Raw genomic sequence first — 20,668 nt, 5'->3', positions numbered from 1 at the left:
GCTGATTGCTAACTAACCGGCTGGTCTGTCCCTATGCTCTAATACGGAGAGTTCGATAGGCCGGGGGCGCACATGCCGAATTACGCGCAGTACCAGGATGAAGTAAGAGCCGACGTGGCGGACGTTTTGAAGCGCCAACAATGTCAACCGATAATATTCGTCGGTTCCGGCTTTTCGAAGCGGTACGCTCAGGGCCCCTCTTGGGAGGCGCTACTCACCGAGCTTGCCGATACGTGCCCGCTCATCGAGCACGGGCTCGCATACTTCAAGCAGAAATACGACGGCGATCTCACCATGATCGGGTCGGTATTCGCTCAACACTATTTTGAATGGGCGTGGTCGAAAGAGGGGAAGATACACTTCCCGGACAAACTGTTTGAAGCGAATGTTCCGAAGGATGCCTATCTAAAGCATATCGCTGCACAACGCCTCGGCGCGCTCAATACGACCGCCGCAGATAAGGCATTGCAAGACGAACTTGTAGAGCTTAAGCGCCTTGGTCCCCATGCGGTAATCACCACGAACTACGACAACTTGCTGGAGCCGCTTTTCCCCGAGTACGAGGTGGTTGTAGGCCAGAATGTGTTCCGCCAGTCCTCACTGGTGGTTGGGGAGATATTCAAAATCCACGGGTCGATCTCGGACCCCCACTCCATGGTCCTGACCAAGGAGGACTACGACGTTTTTAACCGGGACAAGAAATATCTGAGCGCTAAGCTGCTGACGTATTTCGCCGAGCATCCGCTACTGTTCATCGGCTACAGCGCCAGTGATCCGAACATAAAAAACGTGCTCTACGACATGAGCCGCATGTTCACGCCGACCACGGCGCTCATCCCTAACATCTATATTCTGCAATGGGACGAAGACCAGAACGAAGCCAGCTACCCTGCACGTGAGCACGTTCTAGAGGTGGGCGAAGGTATTACAGTCCGCATCAAGAGTATTTCAGCTAGTTCGTACAAGTGGGTGTATGAGGCCTTCGGCATCGGAGGCACGATGGAGAAAGTGAATTTGAAAGCGCTACGTGCGCTTGCCCATCGTATGCTTAACCTCATCCGCACCGATATCCCGACGAAGAACGTCCAAGTCAACTACGAAGCGCTGGAGCACGCAATCTCCAACGAGGAGGCGTTTGCGAAGCTGTTCGGTGTTACGAGCCTCAATGACCCAGCTGCGGCCAACGCGGCACATCCGTACACATCCGAAATGCTTGCGACTCAGCTTGGTTATAAGCATTGGACGGCCACGAACAGACTTATTGCCCGGGTCAAGGCGGACACTGGATTCGATATGAAAGGCTCGGACAATATCTATCACGTTCATATCAAAATCGGACAGGCAGCAACGAGCCGCACGAGAAAATACTCTGACGCTGCCGTTGCGCTGTTGAAAAAGGTCCGCGACGGCGACGCTTACGAGATTCCTGCATACGTATTGCCAGCAAAACCGGCCGGCCTATAACGCGAATGTGCGGGTTTGGGCGGCGGAGTCTGTCCCGCTGGGATATTGCAGCAAGATGGTGTCGGTCAGGCAACCTAATCACCGCCGGAAGTCCGGCATCGCAACCGCTGCTCTCTTTTCGATGACGTTGCCAGCTGCATAGCGCGTAGCAGACGGAATACACACGTTGGAGCGGTTGACGAACGTCGAACAGAGACCGCGCATCACATTGTTACTCGGTCTAGCTTCTTTATCCGAATCAGGTCAGTCACCATCCGTTGTCGTTTTATTCGCGGCGACCTTTCGCTCTGCGTTTGCGATGTGCATGCGAATGTAGGCGTTAGCTTCTCGCGTCCATTCTGCTTCAACCTCACGGCGCATTTCTTCTTCCATCGTCGGATGGCGACACTCCTCGCGCGGCACCCAGCCATACTTTTCCGTCCAGCGTCTCTTGTGTTCGGCGATAGCCGCTTGTAGTCGTTCGAATCTGTCCATGTCTTCTCCACTTCGCACCCGGTTTGGTTGTTGTGCGGGCTCCGGGCTTCGTCGGTATTTATCGCTGTTGTTTTTCACTGCGTCGCCGGCGACATGCATGCTGAGGACAACACGCTCACACTACAAGTATACAGTGCGTGGCGCGTGTTGTTCTCGGGCTGTCGCGGGCAGTAAAAATTCACGTGACGAGCGCCGATATCTGGTGCTACATTGCCGCCGACTGAATGAATTTAGCGCCGGCTGCCGACAAAAATTCACGTTTGTGGTGGCGCAAAAGGCGGGCAGCCTTAGATGACGCACGGATTGTTCCGCGCGGATCAAAAATTCACGTGCATGCGGCTATAAGGCCGTGCTAAATTTCTCGGGTGGGCTGGGCATAAATTGCGTGCCGCCCGTAATGGCTGGAGCACTGTCTCTGGCAAAGAGTTCGCCGCTCCTGCGCCAGCAGGGAGCGTAGCCATCGAAGGCAGCGTAGCACTCCAATCGCACTGATATGTGCATTTTTCTGGACCCAAGGTGGGTTCAGATTTTTTATTGGAGTTGTTATGTCTGCAATTTTCTCGTCGCGTCAAACCCCCGTAGCTACCCAAGTGGCTGACTTGCCGCTCTGCCTTTCGCAGTCTTCTGAAAACGTAACCGCTTTGTCCGCCCACGTGATCAATCCTGATGGCGGCGCGCCAGTCATCGAAGAGGTGCACACCGACCACGGCGATCGATATCCCGCTCAGGGAGCGGCCTCGGAAAAGATTCGCTATTTGCTAGCGCGGTCCGCGAAAATGCGAGTGGAGCAGACCGAAGAAGAGCGTGAGCGTCCCTGCCCCAAGTGTGGAGCGCGTGAAGAACATCAGAAAGAACCCCGAACTCTCCCCGATTGGCTGGGGTTGGGTGAGACCGAATTTTGCGATCTCTGCGGTGCAGACCATGAGCACCGGAGTCCGGAGTGTAAGAGGCCGCTGGAGCAATACAGTCTGGAGATCCTGCTCCATATGGCGCTCGGTGTTGAGCGTGCTTACACCGACATCCACCGGCCAATGACCGAAGAGCAGATCGTTCTGAACCGCGAGTACTTCAAGCGCATCGTTGAGGCCGTGTTGTCGTCGAACATGTACCACATCGGCGATCGCATTGAGCGATGCTCCGCAGAGCAGCGCTGGGAAGAGTTGCGGGACGAAGCTGCTGAACTGTTTCGGAAAGTCCACGGCGGCGGCACGGCACGAGCCTTTTACAAGTATTGCTCACACGACTACAGCGAGAGCGAATTGATCGGCACGATAACGAGCCTACGACGTGATCTGGAACAAGTCGAACCGGCGTAATCGACACGCCGTATCCGTTCGGGTCGGGGACAACACGTCATCTCTATATGTATAAGTGTCGATGGTGTGTGTTGTCCTCTTCGGAGAGGGACGGCGCAGTAGTGGCGACATGTCGCAGCACAGGGGCACCCAAAACCTCTCCGCGACGTAAGGCCGCTGTAAAACGTGAAATTTCTAGCATGCCCTTCCATTCTGAAAATGCCGTGCGTATCATTTTGTCTGTCGGTGGATTGAAGCCGACAAAGAGTATTTCGTCGCCTGTCGCAGCATAGGCGATGTTGCGTCCCGGGGCGGGGTGACCGTCTCGCGTCAAATGTGGGCCTGGCGCCCAGTGTGTTTCTCTGACTGATCATCGGGTGTATGAGCCCGACAATGAGGGGAAGCACCACCGACCGTAAACTGGCGGAATCTGTTTTATCGCGTGTATGGACCGGGAGTCGGTTCATCGCGCAAATTCACAGTAAAGCTTTGCCGCGTCTTTGACTTGATTGACGGCGCGCGCGTATTTCAATTCGACGTTAGGCCGGGTCGCATCGACCGGATTGCCGAAGGCCAGCGTTTGACAACTCTTTTTATGAATAGGACTACAAATTATGTTTAACATCTCCGCAATGTCCAGCACTGGATATGAAATCGCTCCCGCTGGCGAACACGTCGCTCGGTGCGTCAAACTGATCGATCTCGGTACACAGTCTGGTAAGTTCAACGGGCGCATCACGCGTGCGCGTAAGCTCATGGTGTACTGGGAGCTGCTCGGGGCGCATCGCCGCGCAGATGGTGCGCCGTTCGTGGCGTCGAAGATCTACACTGTTTCGATGCACCCGAAGGCTACGCTTCGGCAAGACGTCGAGTGGTGGAACGGCGCACCGCTAAGTTCGGCAGAAGTCGCTTCCTTCAACGCCGACTGGATGCTCGACCGCTATTGCCGGGTCACGGTGACTCACGCGGAAGCAAACGGGAATGTTCGGGCCGGTATTGAACGACTCGCCCCACTGCCCGACGATGCGTCTAAGCCCGATGCGGTGAACGATATTGTCACGTTTTCGCTCGCTGATCCTGATCTCGACGTTTTCGAAACGCTGAGTCCAGGCGTGCAGCGGATGATCGAAGCAAGCCCCGAGTGGCAGAAGTTCGCCGCGAAAGGCGGTTCGATACGAGACGCACGTCACCAAATGGTGCAATTCGCTCAGATCTAGCCGAAAAATCGAATAAATAAAACCGAGTGCTGAAGACAGCGGGGCGTAGCGCACCCGCTTCGCGCAAGAGTTACCTCCCTTCTGTGCGTTTCATCCCCTGTCTGATGCCTCGGTCGGCTCGGTAACCCGACCATAACAGCGAAGCGGAATCTATATCAGTGATTCCGTACAACAAGAAAAATTGGAGTCACCATGTCGCGAAAATTAAAAGTCGCCGTGAACCGGCGCATCATCAACAAGATCGAAAAAGACAACAAAGAACTGTTTGGCGCGCTCGCGCGCGAGTTCGAAAACGTGGAAGTCTCGCTAGCTGAACTGGCAGAGAGTGTTGACGCTGGCTATCCGTTCTGCTCTCAACACCACGACACTCGGCGAAACGCAAACTTCATTTGCTCCGACATACTGGCAGTGGATATCGACGACGGTTTGCGGTTAGAGCAGGCGCTAATGAAACCCTTCGTTCAGCAACATGGGGGCTTTGTCTACACCACGGCCTCTCATACTGAAGATCACCATCGCCTCCGCATAGTCTTTCAACTGGAGCGAACTATTGCTGATCCTGAAGAGATGCAGGCGGCATATACGGGAATAATCCGGCAGTTTGCCGGTGACAAATCGTGCAAGGACGCGTGTCGCGCCTTCTATGGTTCGAAGGGCTGCAATCCGATGCTGCTCGGTAATGTGTTGCCGAACGACAAGCTGGACGAAATCATTGCGTTGGGTCGTGATCCTGCATCCGTTCCCGACAGAGTTGATCCAGATAGCAAGAAAAAATATACGGTGGCAGCGCGACGGTCTGGCCGTTACATCGCACCGGAAACCGACGTTACACTGGATTCTGGAGTCACCGTGCCGTTCTATCGCGCGCCATTCAGGTCGTCGTTGCATTGTCCAGTGCACGAAGATGACAATCCGAGCGCATTTGTTGTTCAGGGCAGAACTGGCGGAAGAGGTGTGTATTGCCATACATGTGCGGCAACCTTCTGGATGAGAACGAGTGGTGAACGCGCCTCGCAGCCTTACGATTTCTATCGTGTCGAGGAAGTTATCCGTGAACTGGAGCACGACGAGAACCCGAACAACTGGTACGAGGAAGAAGACCCGGTTAGCCTGCGTGCATCCGATGATCCTGAGCGTTCGGCATATTTGCTCGCGAAGTCACACTTGCCTCCGGATGAAGTTTCGATCCGCGATGGCATCACGTTTATCCGCAGTCCGAAGGGATCAGGCAAGACAGAATTGCTGAAAAAAAAGGTCGAAGCGTTTCGACTGGCCGGAAAATCGGTACTCCTGGTCGGCCATCGACGGATTCTCATTGAATCGTTGGCGGAACGGCTTGGACTGGTGTGCTACTTTTTCAACGACGATGGACAATCCAGGAACAGGCGACCCACGACAAACTACGCGATCTGCGTCAACAGCATGGGGAAACTTCTTGAGCCGCGCTACAACAAGTACGACGTGGTCATAATCGATGAGTCCGAGCAGGTGTTTTCGCACTTGACGGGCGGTACGCTTGGAGAAAGTCGTCGGCTCTGTTACATGCGATTGTTTCACTATCTGGCTGCGGCGGAATCGGTCATCGTTTGCGATGCAGACCTGGGGCCAATCACCATCGAAGGCGTGATCCAGGCGATCGAACCGAGTGAGCGGCATCCTGACTACCGTTTCTACCTGAACGAGAACCGCGAACAGTTTCGCGACTTTCACCACTATGGCGACGATGCGCATCTGCTGCGCGATATGTTGAAAACGATCGGCGAGGGTGGACGTCACTATATCGCGACGAATTCGTTGAGAAAGGCGAACGAACTGCACGAAGCGATCAGGCAACAGGTCGGGGATAAACCAAAGATCATGCTGGTTACAGCCAAGACAACCAAGCTGGAAGCGGTGCAGGCGTTCATGTCAGACATCAAATCGGCGATACTTGATTACGACGTGCTGATAGCATCGCCGACCATCGGAACTGGCATTGACATCACCTTTGATGGTGATGCGCAGCACATCGACACGGTATTCGGCTTCTTCGTCGGACGCATCAATACGCACTTCGACATCGATCAACAGATTTCGCGTGTACGTCACCCGAAAGCGATCAAGGTGTGGGTGTCGCCAGAACGCTACAGCTTCGAAACCGAGCCGGAAGTCATTTTGCGGGAGGCCGAGTTGAGCGGCGCACTAAACGACGCAATCATCAGGATCAGGCGAGACGCGTCGAACGAGATCGACGACACGTATCTGAACGTCTATGCGCAGGTGATGAGCGTAGCGCGTGCGTCGAAGAATAATTTACGAGCCAACCTTGCCGAACTGCGCAGGCGAAACGGCTGGAACGTGATTTACGTCGAAAAAAACGAGAAGGAGGCCGACGCCGGTAAGGAGGTGCAGCGCGAGGCGAAAGTTGCTGTAGCGCAAGCCGCCGCAACCGAAATATCGCAGGCGGAAAAACTTTCGCCGGAAGACTACGACGTTCTTGCCGATAGTCGCGTGCCACGGACGCAGGATGAAGACGCTGCAGTGGACCGTTTCGAACTGGAGAAGTTCTATCGTGAAGACATTAGTGAAGATTTGGTACTTCTCGACGACCGGGGTATCTACCAGAAGAAGCTGATGTTGTTGGAAACATATCTATCGCCGGACGATGAGCTGATGCGGCGTGATCTGGTAGACGCGCGGTTCCCGACCATAGTGACCGATCGGCAAAAACGATCGCTGAGACAAAAAGTGCTTCGAGAAATTCTGACTGCTGCCGGGCTTGCCGACGAGCATTATCCGATCAAGCACGATGTACCGATCACGACAGGCGAACTTGGGCCGTTCATCGCAGCGTGCAGGAAAAATGCTGCGAGGCTGCAAGATCTGTTCGAAATGGATCTTCGCGCGGACTTGCACCGAAAACCGGTCACGCAGCTAGGTTTGATTCTCGGGCTGATGGGCTTATCAACGGTGAAGGTTGATCGAAAGACGACTCCCGACAAGAAGAAGATCAACGTTTACCAGATCGACGGAGAGGAGTTCGATACGGCCATGTACTACGTCGAGCGGCGGATGCGGAACGACGAAACGGAAGCCGAGGACTGGGGTCAACTGGTGGCATGAGCTGGTGGGGACAACACATCACTTCTATGTGTATAACGATAGCGAGTGTGTGTTGTCCCCAGCCTGAACGCGATGCGTTCAGGTATTGGTGGAGTTGAACTAGCAGGGCAGCGCCAGTTCAACTCCAGTCGATGAAAAAAGTGTGGGATCGAGGAATGAGTCGTGACGGCGTGAACCAGCTAGGACAACACATCGCATCGATGTATATAGCTACAGGCATGTGTATTGTCCTCAACGGCTTGCTCCATGTCGGGCTGCGTAACTGCCGAGCGATTTGTTGTGCGAGAAATCCATTCGGTTTGCACTATTTAGCTTCCAGCATGTTCGAAGAGGGAGTCCGTCAGGGCTGGGCTTGGTTCACATGATATGAATACTTGGCCCGACCCGAAGAAGTGGTCCTAGCGGCGATCAGGGCGGCTGGCCTACGACCAGTCCATGTATGACTGGCATCCCGGCAGGAATGTTTACTAAATACATCTAGTAAACATTCCGATGCCTGAAGCCATCCTGCCAGTGTACGAAGCCCAAAGGGCTGGATACAATGTTTATAAATTATTTGGATAACGAAATTAATAAACATTAAAGAGGAAATCCATGCGCGAAGGTCAAGCTAAGGTGCTGACGGAATCGGAGTTCCGTCGCGTCGTAAATGCAGTAAAGAAAGAGGCGCACCCGAAGCGAAACGTCGCCCTGCTATATTGCTCGTTCGGCCTCGGCCTGCGCGCGAAAGAGATGGCATCGCTTCGAATCCGTCATATCCTCGACGCAGATGGCAAACTGCTCGATGAAATCAATCTCGATGGTTCGATGACGAAAGGCAACAAGCAACGCCATGCGTACCTGACGAATCCGAAAGTTGCCGATGCGATTTGCAACTATCTGGACGAACGACGTAACTCGGACGGCATCCTGTTCAACTACGATGCGCCGTTGTTTCGTTCGCAGAAGGCCGGACAGTTTTCGCCGAACACGTTGCAACAGCTATTCCATCGAATGTATTCGAAGGCCCGATTGCAGGGCGCATCGAGCCATTCGGGGCGGCGCACGTTTGCGACGACCCTCATCGAGAAGGGCGTAGACATCAAGGCCGTGTCGACACTGATGGGTCATGCTTCAATCGGCATGACGGCTCGTTATGTCGAAGACAATCCGGTACGATTGAAGCAGATCAGCGCTGACCTGTTTTGAGGATGCCAACGCGAGCTATGTGGGGGTATGAACAAGGCGACATATCGTGAAGGTGCGGAAGCGTATCAAGAGGGCCAGCGACGCAAGAGTTCAACATAACCGCGTATTGCTCGCCAGAATCTCGAAAACGAACGATACCGGCCTTGATGATGGGGTGGTGCTATCTATCTTGCGAGCGAAGAATGGTCCGTGGACTGAATACACTTCTGTCGAAGAAATGCTTGCATCCATAGATGCCGAAACGTGACGATGTCTGTCAAAGACGTTAGACTTCCTGCTTCGTGACGACGCTAAACGTCTGTCCGTTCGCGCGTGGAAGTTACTAAAATATATGTACATCATCCTAGACTCAAATATTTTCTTCAACAACTGGTATTTGCGCAGCGCAGAGTTCGAGCGTCTTGTCCATCATGCAAATAGTGTGGCGGCAACCTTGGTGGTTTCTCAGGTCGTCGTTGATGAAGTTAGTGCTAAGTTCGAGGAGCACGCCAGCAATTTCCGGGCGGACGAAAAGAAGCTCAAGGATGCCTGTGCAAGATTGACATTCGCGCCTTTCGATTGGCCGGAAATCACCGCGCCCGACAGCTACGATTTTGTCCAAATCTTGCGTTCTCGCTTCCAAGACGTCGCGGTTGCTTCGTATGATCATGTTGGTCATCAGCGTCTTGTCGATAAAGCGATTCGGAAGGAGATGCCATTTCAGTCAAACGAGAAGGGATATCGCGACGCGCTGATGTGGCTGACGCTGCTGGCTTTCATCAAGGGATCGAACTCGGATCGCTACGTTGTGTTCATCAACGAGAATAAGAACGATTTTTTCGAGAAGGGCGGCGACCGCCTGAGGCTTCACCATCACTTGCAAGCGGATTGGGATACAGAGAAGCTCGACAACGAGCTTTTTTTGTACAACAAGCTTTCTGACTTCAACGATGTTCAGATGCAACCGGCCGGTCACGACATTGATCTGGTTGCGTTCATTGAGCAACATGCAGACACGATCGAGACTGCCGTATCTTTGGATATTGGCGATTACCTTGAGGGCGACGGAACTAGGAAGTTCCTTACGATGCTGTGTCTATCAGGGCTAGTGACCCAGAATTCTGATTGGGAAGTCATTGAGGGCATTGAGGATTTCACTGTTGTCCAGTGCCAGCATATATCCCCGACGCTTTCCTATGTGGGCGTTCGCTTCAACCTCCGAATAGTCAGCGTATCGTTAAAGGTCGCTGCAGACGTTTACCGCGCGCAGAAGCACGAAATTGACGCTACGTTCCAAACCGTCACGCCCGACGGGGATTTCGTAGATATGAGCATGTGGGTGCGCTGTTATTTCGAAGCCAGCTTACTCTACGACGCGCGAAACGAAGATGTGCGCGAAATTGCCCTAGGCTTGACGGATCTGCGTACATAGGTTCACTAAAACCGACTGATAGCTCTAAAGTCGGGCGCGGCCAATGCCGATATCCAATGCATGAAGGTGTGCACAGGCCGACCAAGGAATGGAGCCTGTGTCGATGGGCAAACGCGACATATTTCGGAGAAACTAAAGTGAGCTTTGAGCGTGAATTGTGGTCTGGTGAGTATTCCCGAAACGAATTGCCTCGCTTCTCGTGCCCGCGGTGTGGGTCGGGCCGTTTGGCGCAGGCTGCTGATTCACTGTCAGTCGTTGAGCCAGAATATTCGAAAACACAGGCACAACACCCTGACTGGGAGCCGGACTGGGATGTTGAGCGATTCAACCTGAAGCTGTTGTGCGATAACTCGGGCTGTGCAGAGGTGGTTTGTGTCGTTGGCGACACGACGATATCTGAATACTATGACGAGGAACTGAATTCTTGGGCGCTCGTATCTTTGCTTCGGCCTAGAGCTTTTTTTCCTGCGCCTCCAATGATGGCCTTGCCTAAGGAGATGCCGAGAGAGGTTGAGGCCCAAATCGAAAAAAGTTTTGAACTTTACTGGACTGATTTCAGTTCATGCGCGAACCGCTTACGCGTCAGTGTCGAACTTTTGCTAGATTACTTTAAGGTCTCTCGCTCTGCTATAAACGTAAAGGCAAAGTCTGTCCAGCTGGATCTCAACGCACGAATCAATTTGTTCGCGAAAATCGAGCCTGAGCACGCACCTACCCTTACTGCGCTGAGAATGATCGGAAACCTCGGTTCTCACGGCGATGAGGTTAGCCGTGAGGCGCTACTCGATGCGCTCGAAATTTACGAACATGCGCTCGCTGAACTGTGTGGACATCGTAGAGCCCGGATAGACAGCCTCCGCCAGAAACTGATCGCTTCGAAAGGCAAGTATTAAACCCGACTTGGGGCTAACTTAGCAGCTCATTCGCTTATGATGCTTTCCATCACGATCTTTGCAGTTTCCATTACGCTCACCCTGTTCCAGTATCTTAAACAGTCTCGGCTTGGGTGGCAGGTTGCAAAAGGACTCTCCCTTCTGCTCTTTGCCTTGTCCATCTGGAACGTATATGAGCAAAACAAGGATCGAGACTTCTATATCACTAGCCTTGAACAGATCGGGACTCGCGTCAACTGGCGAGATACAGACGTTTCGGTCGAACTTCTGAACGAAGCTGAAATGGTGCCTGCTGGGGCGGTTTCAGTTCAAGTGAAGCTTCTCGCGCCGACTCAACTTCGATTGCCACCGAATAGCGCAATTGACCTAGATGCAATCCGGCGCTCGTGCATTGTTGATCCACAACAGGGCCTCGGGTACATGTCCGCCCAGGATGCCGAAAAACTATTCCGTGCGTTCGCACGCCCTGATGGTTCCATCTATCTCAACACGGAGAAAGAGGCTGGCATCGAACACCTAATGTACCTGGGAAAGGAGACGGTTCGTGGCCCTCTTGGCAATGCTCGAGTGCAAATGCGCCTCGATCGCGGTCCAAATACCCAAAGCCAGTTCAGTTCACTTTCGGACTTCAACGGGGCGATTGTCATTGCCCTCATTCAGGCCGCATCGGTGGAATATCCGATAATTTCATCAGTGTCCATGCAACTGGTTACGGCTGCTGGGGTGCAACGAATCGATGTTCCGGTGCGCCTCCTTGACCCCAGTAATACCCGACCGATAACGGGCAGCCGCTATGTCGGTCTATGCATTCCTAAAGAGTACTTTGGTGTCGTCAAGCGTCGAATTTAGCAGATCGCTTCCTAGAGATGTCCGTCGAGATTGCTGGTGAACACGAACGCACCGTGTTGCTTCGTGGACGCGACAATGCAACAACTATGCTGTCTGCAATACGGTGGACCTCTCATTAACCAAACAGGGGATTGCAGAATGTTATCTAAATTAGTAATCAAGTTTGCGCATTGGAAATGGAAGACCTTCGACGCCCAGCGTCTTATTCAGGCACTTCGGGCGCAGGGGAAAGAAAAGGAGGCTGACGCACTTGAGAAAATTCGTCAGGAACCGGCACCGAATAGCCAAGATGAAATGGTTCAGTCAACCGTAAACAAATTGCTGGCCCAGGGACGAATGGATGATGCGATGAAACTAAAAAAAATGGCACATAAGGTTAAGCAATGGCAGAAGCATGGTGGAGAACGGCCTTGGTAGGCCATGCGAAGTTCTTAGGAGTCGCCTGTCCTTCGCGTTGATCAGCCGATGCTTTCGTCCAACTGCCACAGCATGTCGAGCGCACCGCCACTGATGCCGATTCCGCTACTCGGATCAATCGCGTAATCGAGTGGATTGATCCGAATGACGCGAGACCCATTTCTCTCGCTCATGTTCCGAATGGTCGGAATAGCACGGCCTGCACCGAGTTCGACAACCACCAACCGTTCGACGCTCAACACCCACGCTTCGAACCGCAATCGCTGCCGCTTCACGCGAGTTTCGATCCAGTTCCAGTCATTGAACATCAGAATATTCGGTCGAGCTACGCCGTCGCACTTCGGGCAACGCGGAAGTGGTGACGTGAGGAAGCATTGCTCTTCGTCCACCTCGGGTTGGAATTCACCTGCCGACCAGACATCGTGCGAACAGGCTCGCGTGCATTGAAGAAAGTGGATCGAGCCGTGACATTCGAGAACGCGATTCTCCGGAAAGCCTGCCTTCTGGAAATGTCCGTCCACGTTGCTGGTGAACACGAACGCGCCGCGTTCTTTCGTCGATGACCAGCGCAGAAGGATGTCGTAGCCTGCATGCGGAACGGTTCGGCGATAGAGCTTGAGCCGATGGCCGTAGAATCCCCACGTCCGTATCGGATGATTTCGGAATGCTTCGCCGTTAGCGATGTCCTGAAAACCGATGTCTTCGGCCTTCAATGCTGGATACGCGTTCCAGAAGCCATGTGTGCCACGGAAGTCCGGCAGTCCCGAATCGACGCCCATGCCTGCGCCGGCTGTAATCAGGATTCCGTCAGCGTCACGTAACCATTCTGCGGCGATCTTCAACCGTTCGGTCAGTTCCATTCGCGTTGCCATCATCGCGTCAGTATTCACTCGGAAATAATACAGCGGTCGAGGTTTGATCGGCTTCCGTGATGATCCATACGCGCTTGCCCACTACCTCATACGCCGAAAAGATTCGTGCGCCGTGGATTGCTGCGAGCAGGTTCGTTTCGGCATCCTTCGGCGTAACGTCGCCCCAATCACCGTGCACATGACGGTTCAGGTAAGGGTCAATAGCAATGCCTTCGTGTTCGAGGTGTTCAAGTACAGCGCGGGTGACGACGACCCTCCCGAGTTCGATCAACGGAAATGCGAAACCCGCGAACGGATCATTGGTTGCGGGCGTGGCGCGGTCGTTGGTGTCGGACATTTGGACTACTCCTTGCGAGCGGTAATGCGGTTTCGACGGGCGAAAAAAAACCAGGGCGGGGTGCCCTGGTTCGTTGGTCGGATCTATGACGGCTTTTCGCGCTGGCGGCTGTCTCTGGTCGAAGCCACCGCGCCGTACATTGCAGCAGCATCGGCTTCATGACCGGATATCCTGCGTCCCGCCGATCACGGTCTCAAATGTGGATTGCGCGGTCATTCGGTGTCACTGTCTCTTCTGTTCTCGCAACGGCTCCAACGCACCGCAGAATGCGCCCAACAAGCCGAGGAATTTTGGCATTGACCACGAAAAGATGTCATCGCTGATCGACCGCCAGAAGAACACTTCCAGTAAGAAACCAAACCCAAAGCCGAGAATTCCACCGATAGCGGCAGACGTAATGTGACGTTTCATGTGATGACCCATGCTGGTTTGTTGATGCCAACGACGAGGTAGAGCAGCGCAAAAAAGAACAGGATGTGAAAAGGAATTCTCATGTTTGTACTGTGGGGCCTTCCATGGGTAGCTCAACATTGATGTCGCGCTACCCTACGGATAGCGCGACATTCTCTACAACTACTGATGGGGTTGCGGCGTTACTGGGCGACAGAAACGTCGTACGTCGAATTGATGGCGTTAATTTTTCCTTGGTACGGAATGATCCAGTTGATCCACGACGAACCATTCGGGAAGTTCGCGTTGCCGACATAAATCTGCGACGAACTGGAACCGACATCCTTCTCGATGTCGCTGAAGCCATACAGCGGACCGGACGTGTTGAGGTGGACGTTCGTCGTGTAGATCGCGCCGTTCACAGATAGGACATCAAGAGTCAGTTCGTATGTCGGGTTGTAGGGCAACTCGGTGACGTTCGTTTGGCTATACGTATCGTTGCCGTTATTTTTCAAGATCGTCGGAACCCAGTTGCCCTGATTGCCATCCGGTGCAGTACCACCGAGGAACAGATCGTATTTGCCGGTGCTGTTGAAGTCGATCAGTTCAGTCGTATAGATCTGAGCGCCGCAGTTCGATGTGCACGTGAGGTCAGGTTGCGATCCATTCGTGCCGTATTTGATGACGGACGGAAGCCGGGTAGTGTTCTTCGTGAACGTTCCGTCGCCGTTGTTGACGAGGAAGTACGGCGTTGCTGCTATGAGTGGATCGACCACGACGATGTCAGCGAAGCCCTTGCCGCTGTAATCCGCAGCAGACGCGCTGTGGAAGAAACCGGTAAAAGGCAACGTGACGTTTTTGTACGTGCCGTCAGATTGACTCAGTAGCATATGCATCTGTTCGCCTGGGAACGGCGACGCATCGAAACCGTGGCAGGCGAAAAGTACATCGGGTTTGCCGTCGCCATTGAAGTCGGCAACGATTGCTTTGCGAGGGTGGAGGCAGCCGACGTTGTTCGACAGGATATCGGCCGTGTGATCGACCCACGTCCCATTCACACGTTTGTAGAAGTGGATGTGGCCGAAGTCGTTCGCGGTTGAAGGATCGGATGAATTGTATTCGAGGGTGTGCGTGACCATCGAGTACGTGCCGTCCTGAAAGAAGTCTGCAAATGCAACGGCATTTCCCGATGTGACCTCGGGCGGAACAGTTTGCGGCCCAATGGCTTGTGCCGCAGTGACTTTATTCAGATACGACGACTTCTGGACTGCAATGGGCGTAGCCGGTGTTGGTGCCGATACGGCCGGTGCTGACGACGAGACGGGCGCGGACGCCGAAAGCGGCGGACTATTTGAATTGCCGCCGCCGCCTCCTCCGCAAGCCGAAACCAATATTGCGCATACCCCGATAGCTAGTGCTGTTGCAACTTTCAACGTCATTTTTGTTCTCGTCTGAGTTGGTATTGCTTCTTCGATTACGTTGAGTTCGACGGACTGCGCATCGATGGCTATGTCGCCAAACCCAACGGCCAAACGCGCCGCCACGTCCTTGACAAGGCAGCGCATATTCGGAGCACGGGCGCATCTTTGTACGCCCGGTTATTCAATGCATCAGGCACGGTTCGCGATCAGAGCTGGACAAGCTGATAGACGATGGCTTGCACTTCCGGATCGTTCTTCCGAAGCAGGGATGCAAACCGGGAAATGAGCAGGCGATTCTTCGTCGTCTCGATCTTGTTGATCTGACGGATGACTTTCGGATCGAACGGGCGTCCGGGCTTCAAATCTTCGATTGCCGACTTCGCGAGCGCCGTGCGTTCCGCGTCCAGTTCCTGTAATGCAGCGCGGAATTTCTCCGGCGTATCGGTCGCGGGCGCCTTGCGGGAAGGCTTCGCGTTCGTGCTCGCCGGTGCTTCGGCGGTGGTAGCAGGGGCAGAGGAGGTCTTCGCTTCCGGTTTCGTGCTCATAGATTTCTCCAAATAGTTCGTCACATCGACAGTTAAATACTATCTAGAGTTTTGGCTTTCGTACATATTTTTTCTCGAAAATTCAATGAGTTACGGTGAATTCCATCGCCATCTTGTACGGCATACCTCACGAAGCAGCACTCGGAAACTCAGGAGTTCGATATTTGCCGCATTTCTCTTGTGTGTGATGTTTTGCGTCACATTGTAATACGGAACGTCATAGGATTTCTTTAGCGCTCAGCAGACCATTACGTCCGTGCGTAAAAGGTCACATATGGACGAGCTAAACAAGACAGCGTTAGTACGGGCAGTCGGGCAAGCGATAGCATCAAGGCGTGCGACCGCAGGGCTATCTCAGGAAAAAGTCGCGGAAGCGCTGGGAATCACCCGGGAAGCCGTTTCTCGAATGGAAACGGGCGTTGCTGTTCCGACCGTACTGCGGCTCGCAGAATTAGCCGAAATCTTCGAATGCGCAATTGAAGAGCTGGTAACGGGCGTGTCCAGCCGAAAAATTGATCAAGCGCAGCGGATCGTAGAGTTGCTCGACAACTTAACGGATGAGCGGCGGGACATGGTTATGAAGATGCTGCGAATCCTCTCAGACGGACTCGCGGAAAGATAGAAGTGTCTAAAGCAAGCGTACACGAGTAGCCGACGCATCAACGTCGCGCTGTTCGCGTGTCAGAGGACATGGCCGGTCAAGACAAACGTTGTACGCACGATCACTGCGATGGCGATCACGCTTTTAATCGGAAACCACGAGACAAACGACAGGACCGCATTTGCGCGAGGTCGCGAACGCGCCCACGTCGATGGCACTAGCTGTCCATTGAGAAGAAATGGCACCCAATATTGCTGCATCAGGTCGTCTGCGAAGAAATCACTATGGCCGCAGTTGTGAAATCGGTCCTTTATCACGGCGGTTTTGAATCCGAATGTTCCGCTGGGTCCGTAGCCCCAAGTCGCCTTGGACGCGGCGACCGGCCAGTAATCCCGTGTCCCGGCGTCATTTACGATGTTTCCTGTTACCCGGGCGACTACCTTGTCCCACCGGTATCTAAGCGGAACGATCGAGCCGCAAAGCACAACTCTATGGAAGCGTAGATCGGTAGCATCGTCCAAAATTTTCGACAGTACGTAGGTGCCAAAGCTGTGCGCCACGACCGAAATCTCCGCGTCGTTGTGGATAGAGCGAATTGTTCGCAATTCTCGCAATACGCGCTCGATGGGCCGCCTTCTCGTGAAAAATGGACATAGGAAGCTTAGTACATCGAAGAAGCCGTAGCCAATTGGGTAGACCTTGTCGCAGCCACCGGCCGTTAAGGTGTCAGCGAGCCTCTCTTGCCATTCGGCATACGTACGAATGCCATGGACCAGAACAACTACACTTGACGGAGGCCGCTGGAAGCCGAGTTGCATTCCGACCAGTAGGGCAGCCTCTACAAGCTCTCTTTGTTCGGGATCTTCAATTGCTGAAAGTTGAGCTTGAATGAACGGTAGTCGTGCCTCGGTCGGCATCGCGGGCAGTTGTTCGGCAATACGCTTAAACGATGGCTGGCTCAAACTAGTGGGCATCGAGTCGATACAGTAGTTTTAGTTGGTCCGAACGGACTTCTATTTCGCGGCCCATGCGTGAATCGAAGAGCATCAGCGGCACCTCGGTCACCGATCGATAGTCGCCAATGCCGCCCAATGCGTCGGATTCGACCCTTATCAGCTTTTGCAGTACGCCTTGCTGAACGAGCCGCTGCAGTATTACTACCAATGCCGATTGGGAAGAAGGCTGTGCGATGTCGAATAGCCGCTGAATCGTCAGTTCTTTCGTTCCGCGCTCCCGCACCGCATCATCGAGGTAGGACGCCAAACGTCCTATGCTCGCAGCTTCCTCAGGAAACTCGTCGATTAAGGCCTCTAAGTCGATCGAGGACATACTGATAATCCTCCTCTGTACAACTCGCCGGGAGAGCATATTCATTTACTTCTCCGCCAAGCAGCACATGCACATCGGTGGACAGGCCGGACGTTTCCTTGAACCAAATGTTAGCGCCTTCACAATAAGCTGCGGCATCGTGATCTAACAAGTAGTCTAGGCTCTGACTGACGGCCGCGTCGGCAAGTAGATCGCTGCCGATGTTGCCAGTTGCTCCCCGAAGCAAGTTGCCAGCCTCATTTCGGATTGTGGAATCGGTGTACCGAATCGTCTCCGTTAGTTCGGCGCGTTCCCCCCAGAGTCGGTCTTTCGCGGTCGAAAGCGACATTTCCTTGAAGTCGTGCTTCGGTATGAACTCAGCCACATGATTCCAGAACCGTACAACGTCCGCTTCGTATTTCGTGCTGTTTGCATGTGCCGCGATGCGTAGCTCCAGCAACCCATCGTGATGGAGGCGTACAAGGTTGACTGCGCGTTCCTGCACTTTCGCATAGATCTTATGCAATTCGTCGCCGTACGGCTTTGTCCCGATGTACTTCTGATAGGTTCGCGTCTCAACTTCTTTGATCGTCAAACTTAGATCAATTTTCGCGGAGTCCCATCGGATGTCTACTAGCTCAGGGGCGGCAGGCTTCGCCAGTGCTTGTGGTCCATCCAATAGGTGTTCGCATTTCTTCTTCTTCGCCGCCTGCGCAACGCGTTTTCGATCAATAAGCTCGGCAGCCCGCGCTTTCGTACAAAAATACAGAAAGACGTGCTGGCGGCCGCACTCCTCGACCGATCGCAACAGATTAGAAAGCTCTTCGTTGGAAAGTTCGCCTTTTTCGACGGCCGGAATGAGACGCTTACTGAGCATATCGTCCCAAGTGCCCGCTGACGACGTCAACCCGCGCTTTTTCAGAAAGGCGCTTACTACAGGTAGGCTCGTTGCCTCCCGAATAAGCTCCGCGATCCTCTTGGTATCGTTCAAATCGTCAGCCAAGCTGCCCTCTCGATTCTTCTAGTGTTTGGCAATGCTACTGCGCGAAGCATTCTAGCAGAACGTTTTGCCGATTCATTTTGCAGATAGAGGTGTCTGACCGGCACGTTGTGTCGTTTTGCCCGATTGATGTGAATGTAGATAAATGGCCGCTAATTTTCGGGAACGTCTTTTTACGCTGCCCGGGGAGGGCGTTTTCGGCCGCTTCGCGTACCGAACATCCCCAGCTCGTGGCGAGTATGGGTTTATTTGGACACAGGTTAAGACGTGGTGTCCGCCGGCCGCGGCGACTTCAAGTGCGCGGCGCGCGCCGCGCTGGCCGATCACGTCGCTCATGTCAGGAGCGGCGGCGGGCGCGGTCTCGCTGAGTTCGGGGGCCGCAACTGGGTAGAGCCGGGCGTCAGGCGCGCCGGCAAGATGCGCGCATAGCGACGGCAGATCGGCGGCGCCGTAGACATCGACACCGGGCACGAGCGCTGCCTCGGCCGCACTTGCCGCAGGCAGGTAAAGCTGCGGCGTGTGCTGAACGCACGCCACGGGCGTTGTCTGCTCGCCCGGCGTAGTGAACGCTGATGCAACACTGGAAGCGCTGCCAGGGTCACCATGAGAAGCGCCGCTGCGGGCCGTCCCGCAGGCCATCGCGAAAGCCCCGCGCATCGGCCGCAGCGCGCCGGTCAGTGACAGTTCGCCGGCGAATTCACGATGCAGGAGGGACTCGGCCGGAATCTGCCCGCTCGCCGCCAGAATGCCCAAAGCGATCGGCAGATCGAAGCGGCCGGACTCCTTCGGCAAATCGGCTGGCGCGAGATTGACGGTGATGCGCCGCACGGGGAAATCGAAGCTGCAGTTCTGCAGCGCCGCGCGCACGCGCTCGCGGCTTTCGCGCACTTCCAGATCCGGAAGGCCGACGATCGAAAAAGAGGGTAATCCGTTCGCGAGGTGGACCTCGACGGTTACTTCGGGCGCGCGGCCAGAGGCCGGCGCGCGACTGCGCACCACGGCAAGCGACATGTTTTCTCCCGTCGGACGGCGCGCCGAGGGCGCGCGCGAGTCCCCTAAAACGCTGATGACGTCACGGCTCGCTTGCCAGTGATGCGCAGCACTGCGCAGCTAAAGCGCTGCGAGCAAAGCCTTAGGATGTTTGCGCCGTGACCGGCAGTTTCTGCTCCAGCTCGGCGACGCGGCGCTCCAGCTCTTCGAGGCGTGCGCGGGTGCGCACCAGCACCTGGGTCTGCGTATCGAATTCCTCACGCGTGACCAGGTCGAGCTTGGAAAAGCCCTGCGACAGCATGGCTTTCACGTTGCGTTCGACATCTTTGGCCGGCGAGTTCTTGAATAGCTCGCTCATGCGAGCCTGAAAATCGTTAAAGACATCGTTCGGTTGTTTCATGGTGATCCCCTTGATGCACAAAAAATGTGCATGTTTCGTTACGTCTGTGCTTTGTCACGGCGGATGGGCTGCCTTGGTGCATGACCGGTTGCCTGCCGCTGCCGCATGAGCCCGTTTGGTGCGCGCTCAAACGTTAAAAGCCTTCGAACACTCTAGCAACGATCCATACGCCGCGCCACCGTGCTCTGCCAACGCTGGCCATCCGGCCAGGGCCGCTTGCGCCCCTTTTGCAACGTGCAGCGGGCGAAGTCTGACACAACATGGCACGCGAGTTGCTGTTACTGCCCGGCGCGCACTGCCGGGTGCTTTTTGCCGGCAGCGGAACGAGACCATACGAACGGGTTACAGGGTACGCAAACAGGGTTACGCAACGGGTTACGCAACTTAGCGAGGGGATTCCATGAAACTCATTACCGCAATCATCAAGCCGTTCAAGCTCGATGAGGCGCGCGAAGCCTTGTCGGCCATCGGCGTCTCAGGGATCACGGTCACCG

Annotated in this window: 22 protein-coding genes and 1 pseudogene; 12 read left to right on the top strand and 11 right to left on the bottom strand. The window is 54.4% G+C overall.

Annotated features, from left to right (window positions below; all coding sequences use genetic code 11):
- Positions 1-72 precede the first annotated feature (72 nt).
- Positions 73-1,464 carry an SIR2 family protein gene (locus P3T22_RS15705; RefSeq protein WP_429325417.1) on the top strand — a complete coding sequence of 464 codons (1,392 nt, stop codon included), beginning with the start codon at positions 73-75 and terminating at the stop codon, positions 1,462-1,464.
- A 243-nt stretch (positions 1,465-1,707) separates the two neighbouring features.
- Here P3T22_RS15705 and P3T22_RS15700 read toward each other — a convergent pair whose 3' ends face one another.
- Positions 1,708-1,938, bottom strand: a complete 231-nt coding sequence (locus tag P3T22_RS15700; RefSeq protein WP_429325416.1) for a hypothetical protein — start codon at positions 1,936-1,938, stop codon at positions 1,708-1,710.
- Positions 1,939-2,483: 545 nt separating this feature from the next.
- Between P3T22_RS15700 and P3T22_RS15695 the strand changes: the two genes are divergently transcribed.
- From P3T22_RS15695 to P3T22_RS15660, 8 genes are all read left to right on the top strand, one after another.
- A complete protein-coding gene (locus P3T22_RS15695; RefSeq protein ID WP_429325415.1) occupies positions 2,484-3,254 on the top strand; it encodes a hypothetical protein in 771 nt (256 codons plus the stop codon).
- A gap of 593 nt (positions 3,255-3,847) precedes the next feature.
- Positions 3,848-4,450: a phage replication initiation protein, NGO0469 family gene (locus tag P3T22_RS15690; RefSeq protein WP_429325414.1), complete on the top strand. Its 603-nt coding sequence runs from the start codon at positions 3,848-3,850 to the stop codon at positions 4,448-4,450.
- A gap of 192 nt (positions 4,451-4,642) precedes the next feature.
- Complete coding sequence (locus tag P3T22_RS15685; protein WP_429325413.1) at positions 4,643-7,552, top strand: plasmid replication protein, CyRepA1 family; 2,910 nt, start codon at positions 4,643-4,645, stop codon at positions 7,550-7,552.
- A gap of 594 nt (positions 7,553-8,146) precedes the next feature.
- Positions 8,147-8,740, top strand: coding sequence for a tyrosine-type recombinase/integrase (locus P3T22_RS15680; protein ID WP_429325412.1), 594 nt, complete (start codon positions 8,147-8,149; stop codon positions 8,738-8,740).
- A gap of 331 nt (positions 8,741-9,071) precedes the next feature.
- Positions 9,072-10,151: a PIN domain-containing protein gene (locus tag P3T22_RS15675; protein ID WP_429325411.1), complete on the top strand. Its 1,080-nt coding sequence runs from the start codon at positions 9,072-9,074 to the stop codon at positions 10,149-10,151.
- A gap of 137 nt (positions 10,152-10,288) precedes the next feature.
- Positions 10,289-11,044: a DUF4145 domain-containing protein gene (locus tag P3T22_RS15670; RefSeq protein ID WP_429325410.1), complete on the top strand. Its 756-nt coding sequence runs from the start codon at positions 10,289-10,291 to the stop codon at positions 11,042-11,044.
- Positions 11,045-11,080: 36 nt separating this feature from the next.
- Positions 11,081-11,893: a hypothetical protein gene (locus P3T22_RS15665; protein ID WP_429325409.1), complete on the top strand. Its 813-nt coding sequence runs from the start codon at positions 11,081-11,083 to the stop codon at positions 11,891-11,893.
- A gap of 75 nt (positions 11,894-11,968) precedes the next feature.
- Positions 11,969-12,310: a hypothetical protein gene (locus tag P3T22_RS15660; RefSeq protein ID WP_429325408.1), complete on the top strand. Its 342-nt coding sequence runs from the start codon at positions 11,969-11,971 to the stop codon at positions 12,308-12,310.
- Between the two features lie 41 nt (positions 12,311-12,351).
- Here P3T22_RS15660 and P3T22_RS15655 read toward each other — a convergent pair whose 3' ends face one another.
- From P3T22_RS15655 to P3T22_RS15640, 4 genes are all read right to left on the bottom strand, one after another.
- Positions 12,352-13,170: an SIR2 family NAD-dependent protein deacylase gene (locus P3T22_RS15655; protein WP_429325407.1), complete on the bottom strand. Its 819-nt coding sequence runs from the start codon at positions 13,168-13,170 to the stop codon at positions 12,352-12,354.
- Positions 13,171-13,189: 19 nt separating this feature from the next.
- Positions 13,190-13,519, bottom strand: coding sequence for a hypothetical protein (locus P3T22_RS15650; RefSeq protein WP_429325406.1), 330 nt, complete (start codon positions 13,517-13,519; stop codon positions 13,190-13,192).
- Between the two features lie 222 nt (positions 13,520-13,741).
- Complete coding sequence (locus tag P3T22_RS15645; RefSeq protein WP_429325405.1) at positions 13,742-13,930, bottom strand: hypothetical protein; 189 nt, start codon at positions 13,928-13,930, stop codon at positions 13,742-13,744.
- Positions 13,931-14,112: 182 nt separating this feature from the next.
- Positions 14,113-15,048, bottom strand: a complete 936-nt coding sequence (locus P3T22_RS15640) for an FG-GAP repeat domain-containing protein (protein ID WP_429325404.1) — start codon at positions 15,046-15,048, stop codon at positions 14,113-14,115.
- 133 nt (positions 15,049-15,181) lie between these two features.
- Here P3T22_RS15640 and P3T22_RS15635 point away from each other — a divergent pair, with 133 nt between their 5' ends.
- On the top strand, positions 15,182-15,364 hold the full coding sequence (locus P3T22_RS15635) for a hypothetical protein (RefSeq protein WP_429325403.1): 183 nt from the start codon (positions 15,182-15,184) through the stop codon (positions 15,362-15,364).
- Positions 15,365-15,536: 172 nt separating this feature from the next.
- Here the strand turns inward: P3T22_RS15635 and P3T22_RS15630 are convergent, their stop codons facing one another.
- Entirely contained in the window at positions 15,537-15,875 is a 339-nt protein-coding gene (locus tag P3T22_RS15630; RefSeq protein ID WP_429325402.1) for a hypothetical protein, read from the bottom strand.
- 274 nt (positions 15,876-16,149) lie between these two features.
- On the opposite strand from P3T22_RS15630, the gene P3T22_RS15625 reads away from it, so the two are divergent.
- Positions 16,150-16,497, top strand: coding sequence for a helix-turn-helix domain-containing protein (locus P3T22_RS15625; protein ID WP_429325401.1), 348 nt, complete (start codon positions 16,150-16,152; stop codon positions 16,495-16,497).
- Positions 16,498-16,556: 59 nt separating this feature from the next.
- Here the strand turns inward: P3T22_RS15625 and P3T22_RS15620 are convergent, their stop codons facing one another.
- The 5 genes and pseudogenes from P3T22_RS15620 to P3T22_RS15600 form a co-directional block, all read right to left on the bottom strand.
- Positions 16,557-17,450: a hypothetical protein gene (locus P3T22_RS15620; RefSeq protein ID WP_429325400.1), complete on the bottom strand. Its 894-nt coding sequence runs from the start codon at positions 17,448-17,450 to the stop codon at positions 16,557-16,559.
- Positions 17,440-17,805, bottom strand: coding sequence for a hypothetical protein (locus tag P3T22_RS15615; RefSeq protein ID WP_429325399.1), 366 nt, complete (start codon positions 17,803-17,805; stop codon positions 17,440-17,442). The genes P3T22_RS15620 and P3T22_RS15615 overlap by 11 nt, the downstream gene beginning before the upstream one ends.
- Positions 17,762-18,787, bottom strand: coding sequence for a hypothetical protein (locus P3T22_RS15610; RefSeq protein WP_429325398.1), 1,026 nt, complete (start codon positions 18,785-18,787; stop codon positions 17,762-17,764). Before P3T22_RS15610 ends, P3T22_RS15615 begins: the two co-directional genes overlap by 44 nt.
- 255 nt (positions 18,788-19,042) lie before the next feature.
- A pseudogene (locus P3T22_RS15605) lies at positions 19,043-19,795 on the bottom strand (magnesium chelatase domain-containing protein); the annotation flags it as partial.
- Between the two features lie 121 nt (positions 19,796-19,916).
- On the bottom strand, positions 19,917-20,174 hold the full coding sequence (locus P3T22_RS15600; protein WP_063494636.1) for an accessory factor UbiK family protein: 258 nt from the start codon (positions 20,172-20,174) through the stop codon (positions 19,917-19,919).
- A 400-nt stretch (positions 20,175-20,574) separates the two neighbouring features.
- On the opposite strand from P3T22_RS15600, the gene P3T22_RS15595 reads away from it, so the two are divergent.
- A partial coding sequence (locus P3T22_RS15595) for a P-II family nitrogen regulator (RefSeq protein WP_429324700.1) occupies positions 20,575-20,668 on the top strand: 94 nt, incomplete at its 3' end.

The sequence above is a fragment of the Paraburkholderia sp. GAS348 genome (assembly GCF_050434205.1).
Classification (GTDB): Bacteria; Pseudomonadota; Gammaproteobacteria; order Burkholderiales; family Burkholderiaceae; genus Paraburkholderia.
Note: the sequence above shows the minus strand (reverse complement) of the source record. Positions and strands in the feature narration are given on the sequence as shown.